Origin of the sequence: Kitasatospora sp. NPDC008115 (genome assembly GCF_042957205.1) — a bacterium.
GTDB lineage: Bacteria > Actinomycetota > Actinomycetes > Streptomycetales > Streptomycetaceae > Kitasatospora.
In genome coordinates, this window is record NZ_JBIBHU010000017.1 from 134,056 (window position 1) to 157,555 (window position 23,500).

Genomic DNA, 23,500 nt, shown 5'->3' on the forward strand with positions numbered 1-23,500 from the left:
GGTGCGTCATCCACGTTCCTTCGGGCCGACGGTGACCCGGATGGTGGACGTGCGGACCGGACCGGTCGGACCACCGGCCGTGAGCGTCGCGGTGTAGGTTCCGGCGGCCGGGTACTCGTGGTCGACGAACCCGTACCCGGGGTCGACCGCGCGCGGCGCGCTGCCGTCCCCGAAGTCCAGCGCCGCGGTGCCCGGTGTCCAGCCGGTCGAGTACCCGACCGCGAACCGGACGTCGAGCGGGTGGCCCGGCCGGGGGTGGGGGCGGGCGCTCAGGGCGACGCGCAGCGGGTCCTGGAGTTCGATGGCGCCGCGGTCCCGGTAGCCCCAGGCGGAGGTGCCGGCGAAGCGCGGGTGGTCGGCCGGCTCGGCGCCGAGGAGGTCCGTGGCCAGGGTGCCGAGGGCGGTCGGGTCGGCGGCGTCCGTCAGGCCCGTCGCGGCGGCCGGCGTGTAGTCCTCGCGGTCGGCCGGGAAGCCCGGGTCGACGGCGTTGTCGCTCGCGCCCTGCCCGATCGCCCGGAAGGCCTCGGGGGTGGCGAACGGTGTGCCGCCCCAGGAGTAGGAATACGGACCCCACGGCACGACGGTGTTGAAGTCGACCTTGGTGCTGCGGACCGATCCGGCCGACACCACCAGCGGGATCGCGGTGGGCGGCGTGCCGCCGCAGCGCGGGGCGGGACGCTTGGCCAGGATGTTGTTCTCGGCCACCGACCCGGTGGAGTTCCCGGCGAACTCCAGGTCGCTCCCGCAGTTGCGCCCGAAGGTGTTGCCCACCACGATCGTGCCGGGCGCGTCGGTGACCAGCACACCCCGGCCGGAGCCCCCGGTGATCAGGTTGGTGGTGACGACCACGCCGGACGTCCCGGCGTCGACCGCGACGCCGCTCACGGGCGCGGCGGAGATCCGGTTGCGGCTCACCGTGACGGACGAGCCCGCTCCGGTGATCCGGACGCTCGGGGCCGCCGCCGGGAAGGCCCGCACGCCGCCGCGGACCGGGTCGCCCGCCTCGATGTCGTTGTGGTCCACGGCGATCCGGGTGGAATCCTTGACCAGCACGCCCTCCTGCGGGGCGTCCAGGCGCAGGCCGGTCACCGTGACGTCGTGCACGCCCTCGAACACGAAGGCGTGCGGTGCGGGCGCCGACCCCCGGGGCCAGTGGCGCGTTCCCACGGAGGCGTTCGGCGCGTGGACGGTTGGCTCGGCGCCCTGGAAGACGATCGGCCGGCCGGGCTCGCCGGAGTGGCGGACGGTGACCTGGCCGGTGAACCGGCGGCCCGGGGCGAGCTGGACGGTCTGCCCGGGACCGGCCGCGTCGGCGGCGGCCTGGACGGTGCAGAACGGCCGGTCCCGGGTGCCGGTCCCGGAGTCCGAGCAGTTCGAGCGGGGGCCGTTGTCGACGTGGAGCACGGTGTCCTCGGCGGACGCGGCGCTCCCGGCGTACGCGGTGAACGGGAGCGCGGTTGCGGCGAGGGCGGAGCCCGCGATCGCGAGGGCGAGGGCGGCTCGACGGGGTGCTGGCATGGGCGGCATCCTCCTGGAGTGGCGCGGCGCCGGTCGGCGGCGTCGAGCTGACGTGCCGACAGGAGCCGTGCGGGAACGGGCGGGTGCGGGAGACTTCACGAGTATCCACGAGTCCCGAGGGCGGCCTCAACCGGAAGCGGGCCGCATCCCGCACGCTCCGCGGGGGCCGTTCCGGCGCGTACCGGTTTGGGCCGCTGCGGGCCGGGGGACTGAAGCGGACATGTTGTCAGTAGTGGTGGCCCCCTGGGGCGATGAGCCGGTGTTCGAGCGGAACGGGGACGTGCCGCACGATGCCGCGAGCACGATGAAGATCGCGGTGCTGGCCGCGCTGCGCCGGACCGGCGCGGATCCGCGCGAACCGGTGCCGGTGGTCAACGCCTTCACCTCGCGGGCCGGCGGGGAGTTCGCCAACGATCCGGAGTGGGACAGCGACCCGGTGCCGTGGACGCTGCTCGGCGCCACCGTGCCGCTGGGGCTGCTCACCGAGCGGATGATCACCCACTCCTCCAACCTCGCCACCAACCTCTGCCTGGCCCGGGCCGGCCACCCGGCCGTCGACGAGGTGTGGCGGCGGGCCGGGGCCACCCGCAGCGCCAGCCCGCGCGGCATCGAGGACCACCCGGCGCGGGACGCGGGCGTGCACAACCGGGTCACCGCCCGCGACCTGGTGCGCCTGGTGCAATCCCTGGACGACGAAACGGAGTTGCTCGAACTCCTGGAGCGCAACGCGTTCCGCGTCGACCTGGCGGCCGGGCTGCCGCCGGGGACCAGGGTCGCGTTCAAGAACGGCTGGTTCCCCGGCGTGCGGCACTGCGTGGGCCTGGTCCACCCGGACGACTGCCCGCCGTACCTGCTGGCCGTCTGCTACACCGGACCGCTCGCCTCGGGCGCCGACGAGGCCGCCGGCGACCCGGCCGCCCGGCTGCTGGCACGGGTCTCGGCGGCGGTGTGGGAGCGGCGGCACGCGATCAGCGGCGCCCCGGCTCTTGCAGGCCCGCCAGTGCCTGCTCGTTGAGCAGGTTGATCCGCACGAAGCCCGGGTGGCCCGGGAGTTCGAAGTAGCGGCCGTCCAGGGCGAGCAGCCGCTCCGGCGGGGCGGTGGGGCGGGCGAACAGGAAGTAGCCGGTCTCGATCCGCTCCTGGGCCTCCAGCGCGCCCGCCCCGGTCAGGCGCTGGTGGTTGGCGCGCACGTGCTCCAGGAGGCGGTGGTTGCCCTCGATCAGCATCAGGTCGGCGGCCCGGTGGGCGAACAGCCGGTCGGCGAGGGTGACATCGCCGTGCAGATTGAGGTGCAGGTCCGCGAGCGGCTCCCGCAGTCGCTCCGGGACGAGCAGGTGGGCACAGCGGTAGCCGTGGATGGACAGGTACTTGGTGGGGCAGACCATCCGCAGCGTGAGGTCGGCGGGCAGTGCGGCGGAGTCCTCGCGCCGCCCGCCGTCCCAGCGCATGTACTGGAAGGTGCCGTCGACGAACACCAGCGAGCCGGTGGCGAGTTGCCACTCGGCGAGTTGCTTCAGCACCAGCCGGGGCACCCGCCGCCCGGCGTACCAGACCGGGTCGGTGAGCAGCAGGACGGTCGGCTCGTCCGGCAGCCGCAGCTCGAACCCCGGCTGGTGGGCGTGCGCGTCGGCGACCGGGACCGGCTCGATGCCGAACAGCCGGAAGAAGTAGGCGAACTTGTAGTAGACCGGCGGCAGGTAGTGGATCCGGGTGCGGCCGGTGGTGCGCAGCCAGGTGCAGAAGGTGCCGAGCAGCGCGCTGGCGCCGCCGGCCGGCACGACCCGGTCCGGGGAGCACGGCTCGGCGTCGTAACCCTCGTGCAGGCGGGCGATCTTGGCGCGCAGCGCGGTGTCCTCGTCGAGCGCCGAGTAGCGGGTGACGTCGCCGAGCCGGTAGGGCGGGGTGTGCGCGAGGTCGCCGAGGTAGTCGGCCACGAAGGGGTGGCCGCCGTTGTAGTCGGAGACGAACAGCCGTCCGTCCGGTCGTTGGCGCTCCCGTTCCACGGCTTCGTGCAGATCGAGCATGCGGAACAGCGACGGCGTCATCCGTCCCCCCTCGGGCGCTGGCCACTTTGTCGGACGGGCGTCAAGTCTGTCCGGGGCCCGGCGCGGACACAAGTCCGCACCGGGCCCGGGTGGTTCGCGTGCGGGCGACCGGGCGGGAGGGGCGTGCGGGTCAGTAGGGCTTGACGAGGACGTGCGCGGCGCCGGGGATGCCGATCTTCAGCAGCTCGTCCTCCTCCGGGGTGGTCGGGGTGCCGGTCTCCTGCTTGAGGACCGCCCTCGACAGCGCCTGCACGAACATGGCGCGCGGCCGGCGGCGCTCCTCCCAGGCGGCCAGCGCGGCGGGCACCGCCTCGGCGGCGTCCAGGCACTGGGCGAGCACCAGGGCGTCCTCGACGGCCATCGCGGCGCCCTGCGCCAGGTGCGGGGTGGAGGCGTGCGCGGCGTCGCCGGCCAGCACCACCCGGCCGACGTGCCACGGCTCCTCGACGGTGACCTGCGAGATCCGCGAGTACACCACCGCCGCCGGGTCGGTGACCTGGGCCAGCGCCTCGGCGATCGGCCCGCCGAAGCCGGCCAGGCGCTCGCGCAGCTGCTCGTGGGCGCGCTCCGGGTCCGGGCGGAAGTCCTCGGCCTCGGCGAACACCGATCCCAGGTACATGAGTTCGTCGCTGATCGGGGTCAGCAGGGCCTTGGCCGCGAGGTTGCCGGCGGACATCACCACGCCCTGCACCTCGGGCGAACGCGGCAGGGTGACGCGCCAGTTGGCGAAGCCGGTGTACTCGGGCGCGTACTTCTCGCCGTAGAGCCGCTTGCGCAGCGGCGAGCCGATGCCGTCGAAGCCGACCACCAGGTCGTAGCGGGCACTGCTGCCGTCGGACAGGGTGACCGCCACCTCCTCGCCCTCGTCGGTGAGTTCGGTGATGGTGGTGCCGAAGCGCAGGGTCGCGCCGGCGGCGGTGGCGGCCTCGCCCAGCACCCGGGCGAGCGCGGGGCGGGGGATGCCGTTGTTGGACGGCGCGTCGTCCATCCGCGGCTGCGGGATCTTCGCGAGGACGCCGCCGGCCGGGTCGCAGATGGTCAGCACCTCCCACTCGAAGCCGACCGCCAGGCACTGCTCCAGCACGCCGATCCCGCGCATCACGTGCAGCGCGTTGGAGGGCTGGATGATGCCGACGCCGAGCGCCTCCAGGGCGTCGCGCAGCTCGACGACGTCGACCCGGTGGCCGCGGCCGGCGAGGGCGGTGGCGGCGGTCAGGCCGCCGATGCCGGCGCCGTGGACGAGGACGCGCAGGGGTGGGGTCATGGTGGTACTCCAGGGGAAGGTGAGGAAGGCGGGGAAGCTGGGGAAGCCGGGGAAGTCGGGGAAGTCGGGGAAACGTTTCAGCGGGCCTGGGCGCCGACCGACAGCTCCATGAGGTGGTCGACCAGCGCGAGCAGCAGGTCCCGCCCGAAGTTGCGCACCCGCACGTCGCCGACCAGCATCGGCACCTGCGGGTCGAGGTCCAGGGCGGCCCTGACCTCCGCCACGGTGCGGGTGTTCTCGCCGTGGAAGCAGTTGATCGCCACCACGAACGGGATGCCCCGGCTCTCGAAGAAGTCGATCGAGGCGAAGCTGGTCTCCAGCCGGCGGGTGTCGGCGATCACGATGCCGCCGAGCGCCCCGTTCACCAGGTCGTTCCACATGAACCAGAAGCGCTCCTGGCCGGGCGTGCCGAACAGGTAGACCACCAGCTCCGGGCTGACCGTGATCCGCCCGAAGTCCAGCGCGACCGTGGTGGTCTCCTTCTGGTCCACCCCGGAGAGGTCGTCCACGCCCTCGCTGGCGCGGGTCAGGTACTCCTCGGTGCGCAGCGGCGCGACCTCGCTGACCGAGCCGACCAGGGTGGTCTTGCCCACCCCGAAGCCGCCGGCGATGAGGATCTTCAGGGCCGCGGGGGCCGCGGCGGTGATCGGGGACGGGGAGGAGGGGAGAGGTGCGGATGGTGCCATGGTTCAGAGCCTCCGGAGTCCTTCGCGTACGGCCGTCAGCAGCCCGAGGTCCAGGCCGCCGTCCCCCGAGGCCCGGGCCACCGAGATCGGGGCCCGGGCGAGCAGCAACCCCTGGGCGATCAGGTCGCCCAGGAGGATCTTGGTCACCGAGACCGGCAGGTTGAGCCCGGCCGCCACCTCGGCGACGGCGGCCGGCCGGCGGCACCGCTCCAGGATCAGGCGGTGCTCCGGCTGCAGCCCGCGGACGCCGGACGACCGGGCGGCCAGCACCGGGTCCGCGAGTTCCTCCACCGTGGTCAGCAGCGTGATCAGGGTGAGGTGGTCGTGCTCGGGCGCCGTCCGGCCGCGGGTGATGGTGTACGGGCGCACCATCGTGCCCGCGCCGTAGTCGTCGTCCTCGTCCTCGTCGGGCAGTTCGCTCCAGTGCGGCCTCACCGCGGGCTCACCCCCGGTTCCTGGCGGCGAAGGCGTCGAACTCGCTGCGGACCGGGGTGCTGAGCTTCTGGCCGACCTGCTGGACCAGCTGGTGCATGGCCACCGACATCACCTCGGCGTCCACCTCCTGGTCGGCGACCACCGCCAGGTGGGTGCCCTGGGCGGCGGCGATGACGAACAGCCAGAGCTCGGCCAGCTCGATGATCACCTGGTGCACCGGGCCGCCGTCGAAGAGCTGGCCGATGCCCCGGGCGAGGCTCTGCTGGCCGGTGGCGACGGCGGCCAGGCGCTCGGCGTCGGCGCGGTCGATCGAGCGCGAGTGGCTGACCACCAGGCCGTCGTCGGAGAGCAGGACGGCGCTCCTGGTCCCGGGCACCGTGTCGACGAGTCCGTCCAGCAGCCAGTCGAGGTCCTGGTGGGTGGCGATGGTGCGGTTCATGACTGCTCTTCCGTCCTCGTGGTTCGGGGGTCCGCGGCCGGGAGGGCCCAGGGGGCGGCGCCCGGCGCGGTTGGCGGGGGACCGGTGACGGCCGTGGGGGCGGCCGGGCCGGGCGGCAGGCCGTGCCGGGCCGCGGTGTGGTCCGCGGTGGTGGCGTCGGGGCCGTTGGTCGCGTCGGGGCCGGCGTCGCCGCCGGTGCCGGGGCCGGGGCCGGTGTCGCCGAGGCCGCGGGCGGCCCGGGACTGGCGCTGGAAGGCGCCGACGGTGGCGCCCGAGCGCCGCGGCGGGCGCTGGAACGGGCCCGTGGCGGGGGCGTTGCCCGGGCCGCCGGGGGCAGTGCCGCCGGAGTCCGCGCCGCCGGAGTCCGCGCCGCCGGGGTGCGCGGCGTAAGGGCTGCGGGCCGGCGGGGGGATGCGCAGCTCGGCGGCCAGGCTGGCCTGCCGGACCCGCTGCGGCAGCGGCGGCTGCGAGCCCGCCGCCGGCGCGGCCGGGGCGGGGGCCGGCCGGTCCGGCGTGCCGGTGCCGTCGTCCTCGCGGCGCCGTTCGGCCAGCCGGTAGTGGTCGGCGGGCCGGTACTGCTCGTCGGCGTACGGGGCCTCGTCGGGCTTCACCGTCGCGTAGGCGATGTCCGGGTAGGCGGGGTCGTCGTACCCGGGCCGCGCGGCCCGGGGGGCCTGCGGGGGCTGCGCCGGCCGGCCGGGCGGCGAGGGCTGGGCGGGCACGCCGTACGCCGGGCCGCCGCCGTAGCCGTAGGGGCCGGCGGGCGAGCCGTGCTCGACCGGCCGGCCGTGCTCGGCGAGCGGGTACAGGTAGCCGTCGGTGTCGCCGTGCGCGAAGCCGCCGCCGAAGCCCGCGGCGAAGTCGTCCTCGAAGTTGTCCGCGAAGCCGTCCCCGACGCCGGTGCGGGCCGGGGCCCCGAACACCTCGTCGTCCGACGGCGGCACGTACTCGACGTGGGCGAAGGCCTGGGCCGGCGCCGGTTGGGTGCCGGGGGTGAACCAGTCGGCGCCCGCACGCTCCGGGTCCGGCTCCGTCCCGGGCTCCGCCAGGGCCGCGCGCTCCTCCGCCTCGTCCACCGCGACGACCGGCGCGGACGCCGGGCCGGTCGCGGCCGAGGGCATCTCGGTCACCGAGGCGAGCGGCGCGGTCTCCTGGCGCTGCTCGGGCCGCTGGCGCCGGGCGAGCGGGATCGGGGTGACCGCCGCGCCGTCCGGCAGTCCGCCGTCGCCGTCCAGCACGTACTCGCCGGGGACGAGCACGACCACCCTGGTCCCGCCGAAGGCCGAGGGGCGGAACTCGATCTGCAGGCCGATCGCGGCCGCCAGCCGGCCCACCACGTGGAAGCCGAGGCGGATGTCGTCGCCGCGCGCCAGCATGTCCGTGCGCGACGGGTCGTCGGCGAGCGCGGCGGCCATCAGCGCGTTGGCCGCGTCGTACTGCTCCAGGTCCATGCCGAGGCCGCGGTCCTCGATCTCGATCGCCAGCCCGCGCCCGACGACGGCTGCCCGCACGTCGACCGGCGTCGGGGGCTTCGAGAAGCTCGCCGCGTTCTCCATCAGCTCGGCGACCACGTGGGCGACCGGTCCGACCGCGCGCTCGGAGAGCCACGGGTGGCCCTCGACGTCCAGCACGATCCGGCGGTACTCCTGCACCTCGCCCTGCGCCGAGCGCAGCACGTCCAGCAGCGGCACCGGCTTGCGCCACTTCCGCTGCGGCTGGCCGCCGGCCATGATGACCAGGTTCTCCTCGTAGCGGCGCAGACGGGCCGTCAGGTGGTCGAGGTCGAACAGGCCCTCCAGCACCTCCGGGTCCTCGTGCCGCCGCTCCAGGGTGTCCAGCTTGCGCAGCTGCTGGCCGATCAGCAGCTGGGTGCGGCGGGCGATGCGCTGGAGCAGCCGCTCGAAGCCGCGGTGCTGCTCGGCCTGCCGGACGGCGGTCTCCAGCGCGGCGGTGCGGGCCAGGTTCATCGCCTGGCCGAGCTCGGCCAGCTCGTCGCCGCCGCGGGCGTGCGACCCGGCGGTGATCGCCCGGCTCTCCGCCTCGACGTCGACCTGCTCGCCGCGGGCGAGGCGCTCGACGACCTCGGGCAGGGTGCGCTCCAGCTCCTGCGCCTGGTGGTGCAGGTCCTTGATCCGCCGGCGCAGCGAGCGGGTCAGCCGCCAGCTGGCGAGGACCACCGCGATCACCGCGAGCAGGCCGATCACGGCGGTCAGCGCGACCCGGGTGAGCAGCGAGAGGATCGAGCCCTTGCCGACCTCGACCACGCCGTCGGTGCGGGTCTCCAGCAGCTTCACCAGCTGCGGGTTGACCTGGTCGATGGCCTGGCGCCACTGGTCCTGCGACTGCGGCAGCCGCACGGTGCCGGCGGCGTCGACGGCGGCCGGGCGGGTGAGCGCCTGCTCCACGGTGGCCTTGGCCTGCCAGGCGGGGCCGCTCATCAGCTCCGACCAGGCGCCCCGCTCGTCCTCCGGGAGGTAGGGGACGACCTGGACGGTGAAGAGGTGGTCCTGGGCGCCGATCGCCTGCTGGAGCAGCTGGTGGTCGGAGGCGCTGAGTCGGCCGGAGGGCCAGCCGCGGGCGAGGATCGCGTCCTCGCGGGCCAGCATCTCCTTCGCCCAGAAGGAGTTGACCAGGGTCTTGGAGATCCAGGTGACCTCGCCGGTGTCGACGTGGCTGAGCGCGGTGAACAGCCGCAGGTCGACGGCGATCAGGTCGGTGTAGTACGCGTAGACGATCTGCTGGTCGGCGCCGCCGCGGTCGACGGCGGCCCGCTGGTCGCCCAGCTTCTCCATCGCGCGCCGGGCCTCGGCGACGGCCGTGAGCACCTCGGCGGGCGCGCTGTCGGCGGTCTCCCGGGAGAGGGTCTGGAACTTCTGCACGGCCTCGTCGGTGAGCTGGCGCTGGCGCTTCAGCTGGTCGGTGACGGTGCCGGGCCGGGCGAGCGCCTCGGCACTGAGCCGGCGCTCCTCCTGGAGGTTGTAGTAGACGATGTTGGACGGCTGTCCCGCCTTCTGGGCCAGCAGACCCTGGGCCGCCAGGCGCTGGAAGTCGAAGAAGGTCACACCGCTGGTGACCGCCCACAGGACGGCCAGGGCGATGCTGGGGACGAGGGCGAGGACGAGCAGTGCCGTCCGCAGCGACAGGCGCGGACGACGCCTGCGGGGGGCCTTCGGCGTCGGGGGCCGCCGATTCGCACGCGCGCGCAGAGCTGACTCCTTGGGGCTGGCGGCCGGCCCGGGAGGGGCCGCACCGACCGGGGCACGGGCTTTATGACGAGGCGATACTAGTCATACGGTGTGTTAGGAGTGAAAGCCCGTTCGATCTTCGGACGGTGCACACACAAGTCCTCGACATCGCCGAAGCGGGGAGTTCGCAGCTTCTCCGGGGCGCCGTCCGGGCCTGGCGCGGGGCGCTCCGCACCGGTCGCGCGCCCCCGGTCGCGCCCGTGGACGCCATGACAAGTCCCGGTGGGTGGAACGGGTTTGTCCCAACCGGCGGTTCACGGCTACGGTACCCGGCATCATGCAGACGTGGAGCCTTCTTCTCGGTGGCCGCAGCGGGGTCTGACAGACCGGCACCCCGCTGCGGGTCGCCGTGCTGCCGGTCGTCGTCCCCTCGACACCGAACCAGGGAAGGACGCCGCACCCCGTGCGCTCCACCGAATCCGCACAGAACGTCAAGCCGTTCGCCACCCTCCGGACGCCCGCCGGACCGGTCCCGGCCGACGCCCCCGCCTGGAACCCCCAACGCGGCAGCGCCATGCCGTTCCACCGCTACCGCCCCGCCCACGCCCGCGTCCCGCTGCCGGCCCTCGACGCCCTGCCCGGCGGCCGCCGGTGGCCCGCCCGGCGCCTCGAACGGGCCCCGCTGTGGGTCCCGGTCGACCTGCGGGACGGCAACCAGGCACTCGCCGAACCGATGGACCCGGCCCGCAAGCGCCGGATGTTCGACCTCTTCCTCGCCATGGGCTTCAAGGAGATCGAGGTCGGCTACCCCTCCGCCAGCCGCACCGACTTCGACTTCGTGCGCCACCTCGCCACCACCCCCGGCGCGGTGCCCGAGGACGTCACCGTCGTCGTCTTCACCGCCGCCCGCGCCGACCTGATCGACCGCACCTTCGAGTCCGTCGAGGGCCTGCCCCGGGTCGTCGTCCACCTCTACACCGCCACCGCCCCCGTCTGGCGCCGACTCGTCCTCGGCCGCGACCGGGCCCAGGTGCGGGAGCTGGTCACCGCCGCCGCCGAGCGGATGGCCCGCCTGGCCGGCGACCGCCCCGGACTGCGCTTCCAGTTCTCGCCGGAGGTCTTCAACCTGACCGAGCCGGACTACGTGCTGGAACTGTGCGACGGCCTCACCGAGCTGTGGGACGCGAGCCCGGACCGCCCGGTCGTCCACAACCTGCCCGCCACCGTCGAGATCGCCACCCCCAACGTCTACGCCGACCAGATTGAGTACCTGGACCGCCACCTCGCCCGGCGCGACGCGGTGATCCTCTCCGTCCACCCGCACAACGACCGGGGCACCGGCGTCGCCTGCGCCGAACTCGCCCTGCTGGCCGGGGCCCAGCGCGTCGAGGGCTGCCTGTTCGGCAACGGCGAGCGCACCGGCAACGTCGACCTGGCGACCCTCGCGCTGAACCTCCACACCCAGGGCGTCGACCCGATGGTGGACTTCTCCGACATCGACGAGATCCGCCGCACCGTCGAGCACTGCAACCGGCTGCCCGTCCCCGAACGCCACCCCTACGTCGGCGACCTCGTCCACACCGCCTTCTCCGGCACCCACCAGGACGCCATCAAGAAGGGGTTCGCCCACCACGCCGCCACCGCCGCCCGCCTCGGCGTCCCCGAGCGGCAGGCGCCCTGGGACGTGCCCTACCTGCCGATCGACCCGGCGGACCTCGGGCGCGACTACGAGGCGGTGATCCGGGTCAACAGCCAGTCCGGCAAGGGTGGGATCGCCTATCTGCTGCAGACCGGGCACGGGCTGGAGCTGCCGCGCCGGCTGCAGATCGAGTTCTCCCGGATCGTCCAGGAGTCCACGGACGACAGCGGGCGCGAGGTCACCGGAGAGGAGCTGTACGCGCTGTTCGCCGCCGCCTACCTGGACGCCGCGCCGGCGGGGGTGGAGTGGCGCACCGGGGAGGCGGCCGACGGGCGGCACCTGGCGTCGGTGGTGCTCGGCGGCGCCGAGCACCGGGGGGAGGGCAACGGCCCGCTGGCCGCCGTGACGGCGGCGCTCGGCGCGGCGGGGCGGGCCGTGGACATCCTGCAGTTCACCGAGCACGCCGTGCGCACCGGGCCGGACAGCGACGCCGTCGCCTATGTCGAGGCGCGGATCGACGGTCAGGTGGTCTGGGGCGCCGGGCGGGACTCCTCCGTGCTGGCGGCCGGCGTCCGGGCGGTGCTCAGCGCGCTCGGGCGGGCGGGCACGGCGCGGGAGGTGCGGCAGGATGGGGCGATGACCAACGAAACGCCCCTGCCCGACCGCAGCCGGGCGGTCGCCGACGCCCTCGCGGAGGCCGGGCTGCCCGGGGAGATCCGCGTCCTGCCCGACTCCGCCCGCACCGCGGCCGAGGCCGCCGCCGCCCTCGGCTGCGAGGCCGGCGCCATCGCCAACAGCCTGGTCTTCGTCTGCGACGGCGCGCCACTGCTCGTCATGACCAGCGGCGCCCACCGCGTCGACACCGAGCACCTCGCCCGCGTCCTGGGCACCGGCCCGATCACCCGGGCGAGCGCCGTCCAGGTCCGGGAGGCCACCGGCCAGGCGATCGGCGGCGTCGCCCCCGTCGGCCACCCGGCGTCGCTGCGCACCGTCGTCGACACCGACCTGGCCGGCTACGACCTGCTGTGGGCCGCCGCCGGGCACCCGCACACGGTGGTGCCGATGACGTACGACGAACTGCTGAAGCTGACCGGCGGCACGCCGTCGGCGGTGGTTCCGCCGCGGGAGTAGAACGCCTCACCCGCGGCGGAAGCGCTGCGGAAGGTGCCGGGACCGCCCGAGGACGGGCGGTCCCGGCACCAGGTCACCCGATGCCGAACGCGGCGGCCCAGCGGGCGGTCCCGGACGGCAGCGGGTGGCGCTCCGGGTCCAGGCTCAGCGCCATCCACGCGTCGTCCGGCGCGTCGATCGTGAGCGTGATGCCGTGCTCCGAGGCCCGGCCGAAGCCGAACCGCGGGTAGTACGACGGGTGCCCGAGCAGGATGACGTACCGCTCGCCGCGCGCGCGGGCGGCGTCCAGCACCGCCCGGACGGCGGCCGAGCCGGCGCCGCCGCGCTGGTGGTCGGGGTGCACCGACACCGGCCCCAGGGCGAGCGCCGGCACGTCGCCGATGAACGCGCGGGTGAGCACGACATGGCCGACGGGGGCGCCGGCCGGGTCGTCGGCGTCGGAGACGACGACCGACAGGCCGTCGAGCCACCCCTCGTCGGTGCGGAGCGCGTCGAGGATGTCCGCCTCGGCCGGCCGTCCGAAGGCGGCCAGCGTCAGCTCACGGACGGCCGGGACGTCCGCGGGGACCTCGGCGCGGGCGCGCCAGGAGGAGGAAGGGGAGGTGCAAGGGGAGGAGGCAGCGGAAGAAGACATGGGAAAACCCTTGAGAAGGGGCCCCGGAGCGAGAGATGTCAGACCGGGACCCGGGAGGTGAGGACAGTCCGGGTGCCGCGCAGCGCCTGCGCAGCGGCTATCACCGCGACCACGATTCACCTTCCCTTTCTTCCGCTTGCCCTGTCGATCAGGACGAGCTCGACAACCTGTTCGGCCGGGCTCGTCGGGGGACCGTAACACGCGGTCGGCGGCGGGTGCGAGGGGTTTTCCGCTCAGCGCTGCCGGGAGGCGCGGGCGACCAGCAGCAGGAGCAGGCCGCAGGCCGTGACCAGCAGCCAGCCCGGGCGGGAGGCGGCGGCCAGATCGCTCAGCCCGGCATTCGCGACCAGGCCGCCGGCGACGGCGATGCCGAGCGCCGAGCCGAGCTGACGGGCCGTCGAGGTGATCGCCCCCGCCACCCCCGCGCGGTCCGCCGGCAGGCCGCCGACGGCGGTGTTGGTGATCGGCGCGTTGGCGAAGCCGAAGCCGGTGCCGAGCAGGAGGTTGGCGGCCAGCAGCACCGGCACGTCGGCCCCGCTCCCGTGCGGCAGGAAGGTGCGCACCAGCAGCAGCGCGCCGCCGGCCGCCGTGAACCAGGCCGCGAGCAGCAGCGGCCGGCGCGGCCCGCCCCGGCTCACCAGCACCCCCGACAGCGGCGCGCACGCCGTCGCCCCCACCGCCATCGGCAGCGAGGCCAGCCCGGCGGCGAGCGGCGTCCACCCCAGGGCGTGCTGCAACTGGAAGGTGGTGAGCAGCAGACTCACCGTCAGCGCCACGAACACCGCCACCGCGCCCAGGACGGCGGTGGTGAACACCGGCCGCCGGAACAGCCCGAGGTCCATCAGCGGCTCGGCCCGGCGGCGTTCGGCGCGGACGAACCCGGCGGTGGCCGCCACCGCCACCGCGCACCCGGCGAGCGCCCACGGCGAGGCCCAGCCGAGCCGCGGCCCCTCGATCAGCACGGCCACCGTCGCGGACACGGCCGCGGTGAGCAGGAGCTGGCCCGGCAGGTCGAGCCGGCGGGCGCGCGGCGCGCGGGACTCGGGCACGAACAGCACGCTCAGCACCACGGCCGCCACCACCACCGGCACGTTCACCCAGAACACCGACCGCCAGCCGAACGCCGCGACCAGCGCCCCGCCGGTCACCGGCCCGGCCGCCATGCTCAGCCCGAACACCGACGCCCACACCCCGATCGCGCGGGCCCGCTCCCGGGGGTCGGGCATGGCGTTCACCACGATCGCCAGCGCCACCGGGCTGAGCATCGACGCCCCCACGCCCTGGAGGGCGCGCGCCGCGACCAGCGCGCCCGTGGAGGGCGCGAGCGCGCAGGCGAGCGAGGCGAGGCCGAAGACCAGCAGACCGCCCTGGAAGACCCGCCGGCGCCCGAAGCGGTCGGCGAACGCGCCGGCCGTGATCAGAAGGCTGGCGAGGACGACCGTGTAGGCGTCCACGATCCACTCCAGGTCGCGGGTGCCCACCTCCAGGCCGCGCCCGATCGCGGGCAGGCCGACGTTGACGATGGTGGTGTCCAGGCCGACCAGGAACAGGCTCAGCGCGCAGACGGCGAGCACGGTCCAGCGCCGGCGGGCACTGAGGAGGGGCGGTGGCGGCGCTGCTGTCGCCGTGGTGGTGGTGCTGCTCATGGGCGGGGCCCGCCTTCCGGTCGGATCGTCTTACCGGTCGCCCATGCTGAGGTCCGGGCGCGGCCCCGGCCCACCGTTCTTGCGGAAACCGCAAAGCGGCGGCCCCCGGGCAGAATCGTCCCCATGGACGCCGACCCCACCGCCAACGACGACGTCACGCAGCTCATCGCCGCCATCGGACCCCGGCTGCGCGCGCTGCGCCTCGGCCGCGGCCTCACCCTGGACGCCCTCGCCGCCGGCACCGGCATCTCCGTGAGCACCCTGTCCCGCCTGGAGTCCGGCCACCGCCGCCCCACCCTCGACCTGCTCATCCCGCTCGCCCGCGCCCACCGCGTCGCCCTGGACCACCTGATCGCCGCCCCCGCCACCGGCGACCCCCGCCTCCACCTCCAGCCCCGCCACCGCGACCCCGGCAGCGTCCTCCTCCCGCTCACCCGGTACCCGGGCCGGGTGCAGGTCTTCAAACAGGTCCTCGCCCCGCGCGAACCCCGGCTCGTCAGCCACGCCGGGTACGAGTGGCTCTACGTCCTCGCCGGCGACCTGCGCCTGCTCGTCGGCGACCGCGACCTCACCCTCCACCCGGGCGAGGCCGCCGGGTTCGACACCGCCGAGCCGCACTGGTTCGGCCCCGCCGGCGCCGACGCCGTGGAGATCCTCCACCTCTACGGCCCCCACGGCGACCAGGCCGTGCTCCGCACCGGCCCCGCCCCGGCTTAGGTCCGGCGTAGGCCCGGCTTAGGTCCGGCGTAGGCCTGCGGGCCTCACCCGCGCCGCTCAGTCGGCCGCCCGGTGGGAGGCGTGGTGGGCGGGGTGCCGGGCGAGGGCCAGGGAGACGGCCTCCAGGGCGCTGGTGAAGGAGACCTCGCTCAGCACACCCGGCGCGGCGACCTGGTCGCCGACGAGGTAGACGCCGTCGCCGCGGTCGATCGCGGGCCGGTCGCGCCAGGAGGTGCCTGGCCGGTCCACGGCGCCGGTACGGCCGGCGGCGACGGCGGCGCGGCGCCACACCAGGCGCTCGGACCAGCCCGGGAAGCCCAGGTCCAGCAGGTGCTCGGCCCTGGCCAGCCCGTCCTCCTTCGACTCGGCGGCGGACAGCGGGAGCTGGGCCTGGACGAGTTGCTCGCCGGCCGGGGCCAGCCCGTCGTCCTGGGTGGTGAAGCGCTCCACCCAGCCGGTGCGGTCGAGGTCGGAGACGAAGAACGCGTCCCCGCGCCGCGAGCGCAGCGCCACGTCGAGCAGCAGCGTCCGGCCGCTCTCCCCGGTCAGACCCGGGTCGCCCAGCAGCCGTCGCGCCGACTCCAGGGACGTCGCGACGACGATCGGGTTGTTGGTCGGCGGCAGCACCTCCAGCCGCGACCCGGTCTCGATCCGCACGCCCAATTCCTGGGCCCGCGCCGTCATCCGGTCGATCACCGACTGCCAGCCGCCCACCGGGTACACCGCCTCCGGCGGCAGGCTCGCGGCCCGGCGCAACCGCTCCTGGGTGAACGCCGCCGACAGCAGCCCCGGGTCGTGGTGGAAGGTCGCGACGGCCGCGAAGTTGGCCGCCGCCCGGGCCGTCCGCTCGCCCGCCACCTCGCTCGCCCAGCCGAGGAAGGTCCGGCCGACCGGCGCGTCCCGGCGCGCCGCCAGCCGCGCGAGCGCCAGCGGCGGCAGCGCGCGCAGTCGGCCGTCGAGCAGGTAGCGGGTGCGCAGCAGCGCGCCGAGCGGGACCCGGGCGAGCGGCCCGACCAGCCCGCGCCGGCGCAGCCACGCCCAGTGCGGGCCGCGCCGGTAGAAGGCGTGCGGCCCCTCGTTGGCCCGGTACGGCGCCCGCGTGGTGCGCGCCCGGCCACCGAGCCGCCGGTGCGCCTCGTGGAGCGTTACGTCGGCGCCGGCCTCGGCCGCCGAGATGGCCGCCGTCAGACCGCCGAAGCCCCCGCCGATGATGGTGATCCGCCGCGCCATGGGCCCGTCCTCCCTGGTTCTCCTCGTCCGGCCGGCCGGGTCGCTCCCGGCGGTCGGCCGCTGTCGGGAAGGAGACGACGCGGGGCGCCCGGATGTGACAGCCCGCCGCACAGGAGTTCGCGAACGGCCGCCCGGCGCCGCCCGCTCGGGTGGCGGGTGCGGCCTTTGCCGGAACCGGGACGGGCTGCTTCGATCGGTCGCATGGACCAGGACGCCAACCCCGAGATCGCCGCGACCCTGCGCCAGATCGGCCCCCGGCTGCGCCGCCTGCGCGAGCGCAAGGGCATGTCCCTGGCCGACCTCGGCCAGGCCACCGGCATCTCCAAGAGCACGCTGTCGCGGCTGGAGTCCGAGCAGCGCAAGCCCAGCCTGGAACTCCTGCTGCCCATCGCCGCCGCTCTCGCCGTCCCCCTGGACGAGATCGTCGCCGCCCCCCGCGTCCAGGACCCGCGCGTCCACCAGCACCCGGGCCGCGCCGACGGCCGCACCTTCGTCCCGCTCTCCCGCCACCGCACCGAACCCCGCGCGTTCAAGATCACCATCCCGGCCGCCCAGCACACCCCCTCGCCCGCCACCCACGCCGGCCACGAGTGGCTCTACGTCCTCTCCGGCCGCCTGCGCCTGCTGCTCGGCGAACACGACGTCGTCCTCGCCCCCGGCGAGGCGGCCGAGTTCGACTGCCAGAACCCGCACTGGTTCGGCTCCACGGGCACGGGCGACGTCGAAGTCCTCAGCCTCTTCGGCAAGCAGGGCGAACGCCTCCACCTCCGCGCCCGCACCCGCCCGAAGGAGCCGAAGGAGTGGTGAGGCGCCATCGCCGCCCGCTGCCCCCACCCTCCCGGAGTTGAGTGCCCGGGAGCGGGAAGTCGGCGGGTCCGACTTCCTGCTCCACCGAGCGCGGTCGCCCCCTCCGGCCCGGCCGCTGTGCCCGTTCCCGGCGTGACCTGTGTCGTGCCGTGGCCCGGCCCGTTGTGGGGTGCGGAGTGGGAAGTCGGCGGGTCCGACCTCCTGTGCCGAGCGGCGGCGCGGTCCGGTTCGCCGGTGGCGAGCCGGCCACCGTCCTGGCGGGCCGAGGGGCGCCCGGTCGGCCGCCCGGGAAGATCATCCTGATAGTGAGCTAAGTCCGGATTGGTCTGATTTTCACTCGTTTGGAATAATCCGACGCTCGGAATCCCCGTGATCACGGGGATCAGCCGGTCGGCCGACATGCGCTCGCCCATTCGAGTGCAGAGGGTTGACCGGGAGTGACGGGCGGCGCCAGGCCGTCCGCGCGCACGAGGTCTGGAGGACCCGGATGGACAGGCGAGCAGTGGTCGGCGAATTCCTCGGAACGCTGTTGTTGGTGCTGCTGGCGGTGGGTGCCGCGGTGCTGGCCGGGGATGCCATCGGCTCGGTGGGCATCGCGCTCGCGTTCGGCTTCGTGCTGCTCGCGCTGGCGTACGCGATCGGCCCGATCTCCGGCTGCCACGTGAACCCGGCGGTGACGCTCGGTTTCCTGCTGGCCCGCCGGATCGACGGCCGCACGGCGGTGTCGTACTGGGTCGCGCAGGTGCTCGGCGGCATCGCGGGCGCGGCGCTGGTGCTGCTGCTCGCCAAGCAGGTCCCCGGCCTGGAGACCCACGGCAAGCTCGGCACCAACGGCTGGGGTGACCGCTCGCAGGTCCACATCAACGCCGGTGGCGCCTTCCTGACCGAGGTCGTGCTGACCTTCCTGCTGGTCTACGTGGTCCTCGCGGTCACCCACCGCCTCGCCGCCACCGGCTTCGACGGGCTGCCGATCGGCATGGCCCTGGTGGTCGTGCACCTGGTCGGCATCCCGCTCACCGGCACCTCGGTGAACCCGGCCCGCAGCTTCGGCCCGGCCCTGTTCGCGGGCGGCCCCGCGCTGTCGCAGCTGTGGCTGTTCCTGCTCGCCCCGCTGGTCGGCGGCGCGCTGGCGGCCGGTGTGCACCTGCTCACCCACCCGCAGCCCAACCTCCCCGCCGCCGAGGCCCTCGCCACGGACGCCCGGGCCGCGGCGTAGCCGGCTCCGGGGGGTGTTTTCCCGGGGAGGGCCACCGATCGGCGTCGAGCCGTTACAGTTCGGCGTCATGGAGGATGTGAAGACCGCGGCCGCCCAGGGTTCCACCGGGCGGCTGGCCGGGAAGTCCTGTGTGGTCACCGGCGCCGCGAACGGGATCGGCCGCGCCGTCGCCGAACTCTTCGCCCGGGAGGGCGCGTCGGTGGTGGCCACCGACCTCGACGGTGACGGTCTGCGGCGGCTGGCCGAACAGCTGCCGCAGGCCGTCACCACGGTCGTCGGGGACGTGTCGCGGGAGGAGGACTCCCGCCGGATGATCGCCGCCGCCGTCGAACGGCACGGTCGGCTGGACGTCCTGGTGGCCAACGCGGGGGTGATCCCGCTGATGGAGATCACCGAGGCGTCCGCCGAGGACTGGGACCAGGTGATGGCCGTCGACGGCCGCGGCATGTTCCTCACCTGCAAGTACGCGATCGAGGCGATGGCGCCGGCGGGGGGAGCGATCGTCTGCGTCTCGTCCATCTCCGGCCTCGCCGGGCAGCGCGGCCAGGCGGTCTACGGCCCCGCCAAGTTCGTCGCCTCCGGCCTCACCAAGCACCTCGCGGTGGAGTGGGCCGACCGGGGCGTCCGGGTCAACGCCGTCGCCCCCGGCACGATCACCACCGAGCGGGTCGCCCGCCTGCGGGACGAACCCGGCGGGCCCGAGTACCTCGCCGCCATCGAGCAGCTCCACCCGATGCGCCGGCTCGGTTCACCGGCGGAGGTGGCCGCCGCCGTCCTCTTCCTCGCGTCCGACGAGGCCTCGTTCATCACCGGTGCCGTCCTCCCGGTGGACGGCGGCTACCTCGCCCAGTGACGGTCGGCGGCCCGGTGATGTCGGGGGAGCCGTCGCCGCGGTCCCGGTGAGGGCCGGGACGCCGTGCGTGCGCCGCGTTCGACGAGGTCGGCGCCTCGGCCGGGCGTGCGGTTCCACAGTGTCACCGGGTGGCCGGCGGCGAGCAGCGCGCCGGCCGGCGCCCGGATCACCGGGGCGATCCGTGAACTCACCCAGGGGAGCGGCCTGTTGGATGAGATCATGGCCGCCGCCGCGCCCGGCGAGGTGATCACCGCGCCGCGTCCCGAGCCGTTCTCGGCTCGCCGGGCTCCCCGGAGAAGCTGACCTCGCCCCGGTGCAGGACGTGCACGGCCGCCGCCGCGGTCAGCGTCGACGGGAGGGTCTGCGCGGTCACCACCACCGTCCGGCCGGTGGCGGCGGCGGCCGAGGACAGCAGGTGCGAGTGCAGCCGGGCGGCGACGGCCGGGGCCAGCCCCCGGTCCGGCTCGTCGAGCAGGAGCAGCGTCGGCGAGGCGCTCAACGCGCGGGCGACGGCGACGAGTTGTTGCTGGCCGCCGGAGAGCGTGCCGGCCCGTCGGGGGAGTAGGGCGGTGAGCTCGGGGAACAGCTCCAGCGCCTCGCCGGTGGGCCCGCCCCGGCGGCGGTCGGCGCCGAGCGCGAGGTGCTCGGCGACGGTGAGCGACGGGAACACGGCCCGCTCCGCCGGCACCAGCGCGAGTCCGAGCCGCACCCGCTGGTGCACGCCGAGCGCGGTGACGTCCCGCCCCCGCCACACCACCCGCCCGGCGGTCGGCCGCACCAGCCCGGCCAGCGCGTGCAGCGCACTCGTGCGGCCCGACCCGTTGCGGCCGAGCAGCACGGTCACCCGCCCGGAGGGCACGGCCAGGTCCACCCCGTGCAGAGCCTCCAACGGGCCGTACCGCACCCGCACACCCCGCAGCGCCACTTCGACGGGCATGGGGCGGCCTCCCGGGGGTCGAGTAGGGGTTGAGGGTTGGAAATTGGAAATCTGTCATCTGTTATCTGTTATCTGAAATCTGTCAGTTGTCAGTTGTCACCCGCTTCGTCCGCCCCGTCACCGCCCCCAGGCGCGGATCACCCGGGGGTCGGCCAGCACCGCCGCCGTCGGGCCGGCGGCGACCACTCGGCCGTCGGCCATCGCGTAGACGGTGTCGGCGAGCTCGGACACCAGGTCCGGGTCGTGCTCGACCAGCAGCAGGGCCATGCCGTCGTCGGCCAGCCCGCGCAGGACGGTGAGCAGCCGGGCGGTCTGCGCGGTGTCCAGGCCTGCCGCCGGCTCGTCCAACAGCAGCACGCGCGGCTCGCCGGCCAGTGCCCGCGCCAGTTCGACCAGCCGCAGCACGCCCGTCGGCTGCCCGCCGGCCGGCTCCGCCGCCAGCGCGCCCAGCCCGAACACGGCGAGCGCCCGCGCCGTCCGGCCGTCCACCGCGCCGGCCCGCCGCTCGGCCCCGACCCGCACGTTGTCCGCCACCGACAGCGTCGGGAAGACGGCGATCTGCTGGAACGTCCGGGCCAGCCCGAGCCGCACCCGTTCGTGCACCGGCATCCGGGTGACGTCCCGCCCCCCGAGCAGCACCCTGCCCGCATCGGGGCGGACGGTCCCGGCCAGGCAGTCGAACAACGTGCTCTTCCCCGCCCCGTTCGGCCCGATCAACGCCGTCACCCGCCCCGCCGCCGCGACCAGATCCACCCCCGCCACCGCTTCGATCCCCCCATACCGCCGCACCACCCCACGCGCCGTCAGCCGCGCGGCAAGCGGCTGTGGTGGAGGGGTGGAGCGGCGCCGTCGGGTCATGGTGCGGCTCCCCGGCACGTCGCTCGTGGCCGATCGGGGCGCGTGCCCGCTGGGGGCGGCGGGGCGGTGGGGGTGTCGTGTTCCCGGCCTGTTCGGAGGGTGGTGACCGGCGTGGGCATCCGTCGGCCTGCCGGGAGTGGACGGCCGGCGGGGTGGCGGGGGCGGTGGGCGGCGTCAGCGCGCGGACTCGTCGGTGCGCGGTGCGCGGACGGCCGGCGGCGGCGTCCTGTCATGGTTCGGTCCTCCCGGGAGCCGTGTCGTTCGCCGGGCGGCGGGTGGTGATCAGGGCGCGGAGGTGGTGGCCGGTCGGGGTGAGGTGGCCGGTGGGGGTGGGCGGGGGTGGGGCGGACGGCCGGGGGACGGCGAGGTTGGCGAGGCCGCCGGGGAGGTGGCCGATGGCGGCTGCCAGGGCGCCGACGGCGACGGCCGACACGCCCGCCGCCGTGCCCGCGTCCAGGCCGATGATCAGGGCGGCGGCCAGGATCGCGGCCAGGGCGCTGTCGGCGCCCGCGACGACGACGGCTGCGAACCAGAGCAGGCCGAGGACCGGGTCGAAGGCCGCCGGGTCGAACGCGCGGCCGGCCATGCCCATCAGGCCGCCGCCGAGGGCCGCCAGCGCCGCGCCCGCCACGAAGGCGAACAGCTTGAGCCCCGGCACGTTGACGCCCGCCGCGGCGGCTCCGGGCTCGTGGTCGCGCATCGCGCTCAGCGCTCGGCCGGTGCGACCGCCGTGCAGGGCCCGCACCACGGCCGCGCCCAGGCCGAGCAGCAGCAGTTCGGCGACGTAGAAGGCGCGGTCGCCGGCCAGGAACGCGGGCCGGTCCAGGACCAGCCCGGTCGTGGCGTACGGCTGCTGGAAGACGAGGCGGCTCAGCGTCGTGCCGACCGCGAAGGTCACCAGCGCCAGCGCCAGGCCGCGCCGCCGGATGGCCGGCCAGCCGGTGAGCAGGCCGAGCGGCGCGGTGGCGAGCACGGCGAACAGCAGCGCGGGCGCGGCCGGCAGCGCGGGCAGGCCGGGGATCCGCCCGGACATCAGCAGCGCCGTCCCCAGCGCGCCCAGCCCCGCGTATCCGGCCTGGCCCAGCGAGATCTGCCCGCCGTACCCGGTCACCACCACGATCGACAGCAGCACCAACGCCAGCGCCGGTACCAGCAGCGCGCTGCGCAGGTCGTTGCCGCGGAAGCCGAGCGGAAGCAGGAGCAGCACCAGGCAGACCGCCCGCGCCGCCCAGGCGCCCCCGGCGCCCCGGGCCCGCACCACCGGTGGCGGGGAGGGACGGGCGGACGCCGGGCGGTCCCCGCCGGCGAGCCGGGGCCCGGCCAGCAGCGCGGCGACCAGCAGCGCCACCACGAACAGGTTCGCCTGCACCGCCTGCACCAGCGGCAGCAACTGCCCGTCCGGCCGGAACCGGGTCAGCTCCGCCTGGAGGACGCCCAGCCCGAGCCCGGTCACCACCGCGACCGGGATGCTCCGCAGCCGCGCCGCCACCGCGACGGCCATCGTCTCCATGACCAGCAGCGGCAGCCCGTACGGGTCGAGCAGCAGGTACGGCGCCAGCGTGATCCCCACCAGCCCGGCGGTGAACGAGCCGAACGCCCACCCGGCCGCCGACACCCGGTCGGCGTCCACCCCGGCCAGCTCGGCGAGCCGCCGGTCGTCCACCACCGCCCGCAGCCGCAGGCCGAACGGCGTGAACCGGGTCGTCGCCCCGACCGCCAGGGCGAGCACCAGGATCGCGGCCAGTTGCGCCACCGTGTCCGGGCGCAGCGTGTGCCCGCCGGGCAGCGTGATCGGCGCCCCGCCGAACGGGGACGGCGCGCCGCCCACAGGCGCTGCGCCCCACACCAGCACCACCACCCCGATGAGCAGCACGAACACGCCGAGCCCGGCCACCATCGTCTCGGCCGGCCCGGCGCCGCGCCGTTGCAGCGGCCGGTACACCAGGAGGTCCAGCAGCACCCCGAGGGCGGGCGCCACCAGCAGCAGGCAGCACGCCACGGCCGGCCAGAGCGGCCAGTCGCGCTCCACGACCAGGTCGCGCAGCAGGTAGGCGACGAGCATCGCCTGCGCGCCCTGGGCGAGGTTGAGCACGCCGGTGGCGCGGTGGCAGACGACCAGAGCGATGCCGCTGAGCGCGGCGGCGCTGCCGACGGTCAGGCCGGCGAGCGCGAGGTCGACGGTGAGGCCGGTCGAGCCGGGGCCGGTCGAGTCGAGGGCCGTCGAGGCGAGGACGGCCGACACCGGGGCGTTCATCGCTCC

The 23,500-nt window shown here is 75.4% G+C and carries 19 protein-coding genes and 1 pseudogene; 7 read left to right on the forward strand and 13 right to left on the reverse strand.

Going from position 1 to position 23,500, the window contains the following annotated elements; genetic code table 11:
* Window positions 1-6: 6 nt before the first annotated feature.
* On the reverse strand, window positions 7-1,518 hold the full coding sequence (locus ACFZBX_RS22140) for a right-handed parallel beta-helix repeat-containing protein (protein WP_391535484.1): 1,512 nt from the start codon (window positions 1,516-1,518) through the stop codon (window positions 7-9).
* A 220-nt stretch (window positions 1,519-1,738) separates the two neighbouring features.
* Between ACFZBX_RS22140 and ACFZBX_RS22145 the strand changes: the two genes are divergently transcribed.
* Window positions 1,739-2,533: a serine hydrolase gene (locus tag ACFZBX_RS22145; RefSeq protein ID WP_391535485.1), complete on the forward strand. Its 795-nt coding sequence runs from the start codon at window positions 1,739-1,741 to the stop codon at window positions 2,531-2,533.
* On the opposite strand, the gene ACFZBX_RS22150 is transcribed toward ACFZBX_RS22145, so the two are convergent.
* From ACFZBX_RS22150 to ACFZBX_RS22175, 6 genes are all read right to left on the reverse strand, one after another.
* Window positions 2,487-3,563, reverse strand: a complete 1,077-nt coding sequence (locus ACFZBX_RS22150; protein ID WP_391535486.1) for an aminotransferase class I/II-fold pyridoxal phosphate-dependent enzyme — start codon at window positions 3,561-3,563, stop codon at window positions 2,487-2,489. The two genes, ACFZBX_RS22145 and ACFZBX_RS22150, sit on opposite strands and share 47 nt — an antisense overlap.
* 130 nt (window positions 3,564-3,693) lie before the next feature.
* Entirely contained in the window at window positions 3,694-4,827 is a 1,134-nt protein-coding gene (locus tag ACFZBX_RS22155; RefSeq protein ID WP_391535487.1) for an FAD-dependent monooxygenase, read from the reverse strand.
* A 77-nt stretch (window positions 4,828-4,904) separates the two neighbouring features.
* Complete coding sequence (locus ACFZBX_RS22160) at window positions 4,905-5,513, reverse strand: ATP/GTP-binding protein (RefSeq protein ID WP_391535488.1); 609 nt, start codon at window positions 5,511-5,513, stop codon at window positions 4,905-4,907.
* A 3-nt stretch (window positions 5,514-5,516) separates the two neighbouring features.
* Window positions 5,517-5,948, reverse strand: a complete 432-nt coding sequence (locus tag ACFZBX_RS22165; protein WP_380752723.1) for a DUF742 domain-containing protein — start codon at window positions 5,946-5,948, stop codon at window positions 5,517-5,519.
* Between the two features lie 7 nt (window positions 5,949-5,955).
* A complete protein-coding gene (locus ACFZBX_RS22170; RefSeq protein WP_376095584.1) occupies window positions 5,956-6,387 on the reverse strand; it encodes a roadblock/LC7 domain-containing protein in 432 nt (143 codons plus the stop codon).
* Window positions 6,384-9,449 (reverse strand): nitrate- and nitrite sensing domain-containing protein, encoded by a 3,066-nt coding sequence (locus ACFZBX_RS22175; RefSeq protein ID WP_391535489.1) that lies wholly within the window; start codon window positions 9,447-9,449, stop codon window positions 6,384-6,386. The genes ACFZBX_RS22170 and ACFZBX_RS22175 overlap by 4 nt, the downstream gene beginning before the upstream one ends.
* Window positions 9,450-10,146: 697 nt before the next feature.
* Here ACFZBX_RS22175 and ACFZBX_RS22180 point away from each other — a divergent pair.
* Together ACFZBX_RS22180 and ACFZBX_RS22185 are read left to right on the forward strand one after the other, a co-directional pair.
* A pseudogene (locus ACFZBX_RS22180) lies at window positions 10,147-11,814 on the forward strand (2-isopropylmalate synthase); the annotation flags it as partial.
* A gap of 33 nt (window positions 11,815-11,847) precedes the next feature.
* Window positions 11,848-12,342: a YbaK/EbsC family protein gene (locus ACFZBX_RS22185; RefSeq protein ID WP_391535535.1), complete on the forward strand. Its 495-nt coding sequence runs from the start codon at window positions 11,848-11,850 to the stop codon at window positions 12,340-12,342.
* Between the two features lie 73 nt (window positions 12,343-12,415).
* Here ACFZBX_RS22185 and ACFZBX_RS22190 read toward each other — a convergent pair whose 3' ends face one another.
* Entirely contained in the window at window positions 12,416-12,976 is a 561-nt protein-coding gene (locus ACFZBX_RS22190; protein WP_391535490.1) for a GNAT family N-acetyltransferase, read from the reverse strand.
* Window positions 12,977-13,209: 233 nt separating this feature from the next.
* Entirely contained in the window at window positions 13,210-14,622 is a 1,413-nt protein-coding gene (locus tag ACFZBX_RS22195) for an MFS transporter (protein WP_391535491.1), read from the reverse strand.
* A 123-nt stretch (window positions 14,623-14,745) separates the two neighbouring features.
* Between ACFZBX_RS22195 and ACFZBX_RS22200 the strand changes: the two genes are divergently transcribed.
* Complete coding sequence (locus ACFZBX_RS22200; protein WP_391535492.1) at window positions 14,746-15,339, forward strand: helix-turn-helix domain-containing protein; 594 nt, start codon at window positions 14,746-14,748, stop codon at window positions 15,337-15,339.
* A gap of 57 nt (window positions 15,340-15,396) precedes the next feature.
* On the opposite strand, the gene ACFZBX_RS22205 is transcribed toward ACFZBX_RS22200, so the two are convergent.
* A complete protein-coding gene (locus ACFZBX_RS22205) occupies window positions 15,397-16,569 on the reverse strand; it encodes an NAD(P)-binding protein (protein ID WP_391535493.1) in 1,173 nt (390 codons plus the stop codon).
* Between the two features lie 201 nt (window positions 16,570-16,770).
* On the opposite strand from ACFZBX_RS22205, the gene ACFZBX_RS22210 reads away from it, so the two are divergent.
* The 3 genes from ACFZBX_RS22210 to ACFZBX_RS22220 all read left to right on the forward strand — a co-directional run bounded on the left by ACFZBX_RS22210 (window position 16,771) and on the right by ACFZBX_RS22220 (window position 19,445).
* Complete coding sequence (locus ACFZBX_RS22210; RefSeq protein ID WP_391535494.1) at window positions 16,771-17,376, forward strand: helix-turn-helix domain-containing protein; 606 nt, start codon at window positions 16,771-16,773, stop codon at window positions 17,374-17,376.
* 487 nt (window positions 17,377-17,863) lie between these two features.
* Complete coding sequence (locus tag ACFZBX_RS22215) at window positions 17,864-18,592, forward strand: MIP family channel protein (protein ID WP_380752747.1); 729 nt, start codon at window positions 17,864-17,866, stop codon at window positions 18,590-18,592.
* 67 nt (window positions 18,593-18,659) lie between these two features.
* A complete protein-coding gene (locus tag ACFZBX_RS22220; RefSeq protein WP_391535495.1) occupies window positions 18,660-19,445 on the forward strand; it encodes an SDR family NAD(P)-dependent oxidoreductase in 786 nt (261 codons plus the stop codon).
* A 247-nt stretch (window positions 19,446-19,692) separates the two neighbouring features.
* Here the strand turns inward: ACFZBX_RS22220 and ACFZBX_RS22225 are convergent, their stop codons facing one another.
* The 3 genes from ACFZBX_RS22225 to ACFZBX_RS22235 form a co-directional block, all read right to left on the reverse strand.
* Window positions 19,693-20,382, reverse strand: a complete 690-nt coding sequence (locus ACFZBX_RS22225) for an ABC transporter ATP-binding protein (protein ID WP_391535496.1) — start codon at window positions 20,380-20,382, stop codon at window positions 19,693-19,695.
* A 117-nt stretch (window positions 20,383-20,499) separates the two neighbouring features.
* Window positions 20,500-21,144, reverse strand: coding sequence for an ABC transporter ATP-binding protein (locus ACFZBX_RS22230; protein WP_391535497.1), 645 nt, complete (start codon window positions 21,142-21,144; stop codon window positions 20,500-20,502).
* A gap of 325 nt (window positions 21,145-21,469) precedes the next feature.
* The gene (locus ACFZBX_RS22235; protein WP_391535498.1) at window positions 21,470-23,494 is read right to left on the reverse strand and encodes an ABC transporter permease; all 2,025 of its coding nucleotides are present in this window, start codon (window positions 23,492-23,494) and stop codon (window positions 21,470-21,472) included.
* Between the last annotated feature and the right edge of the window lie 6 nt (window positions 23,495-23,500).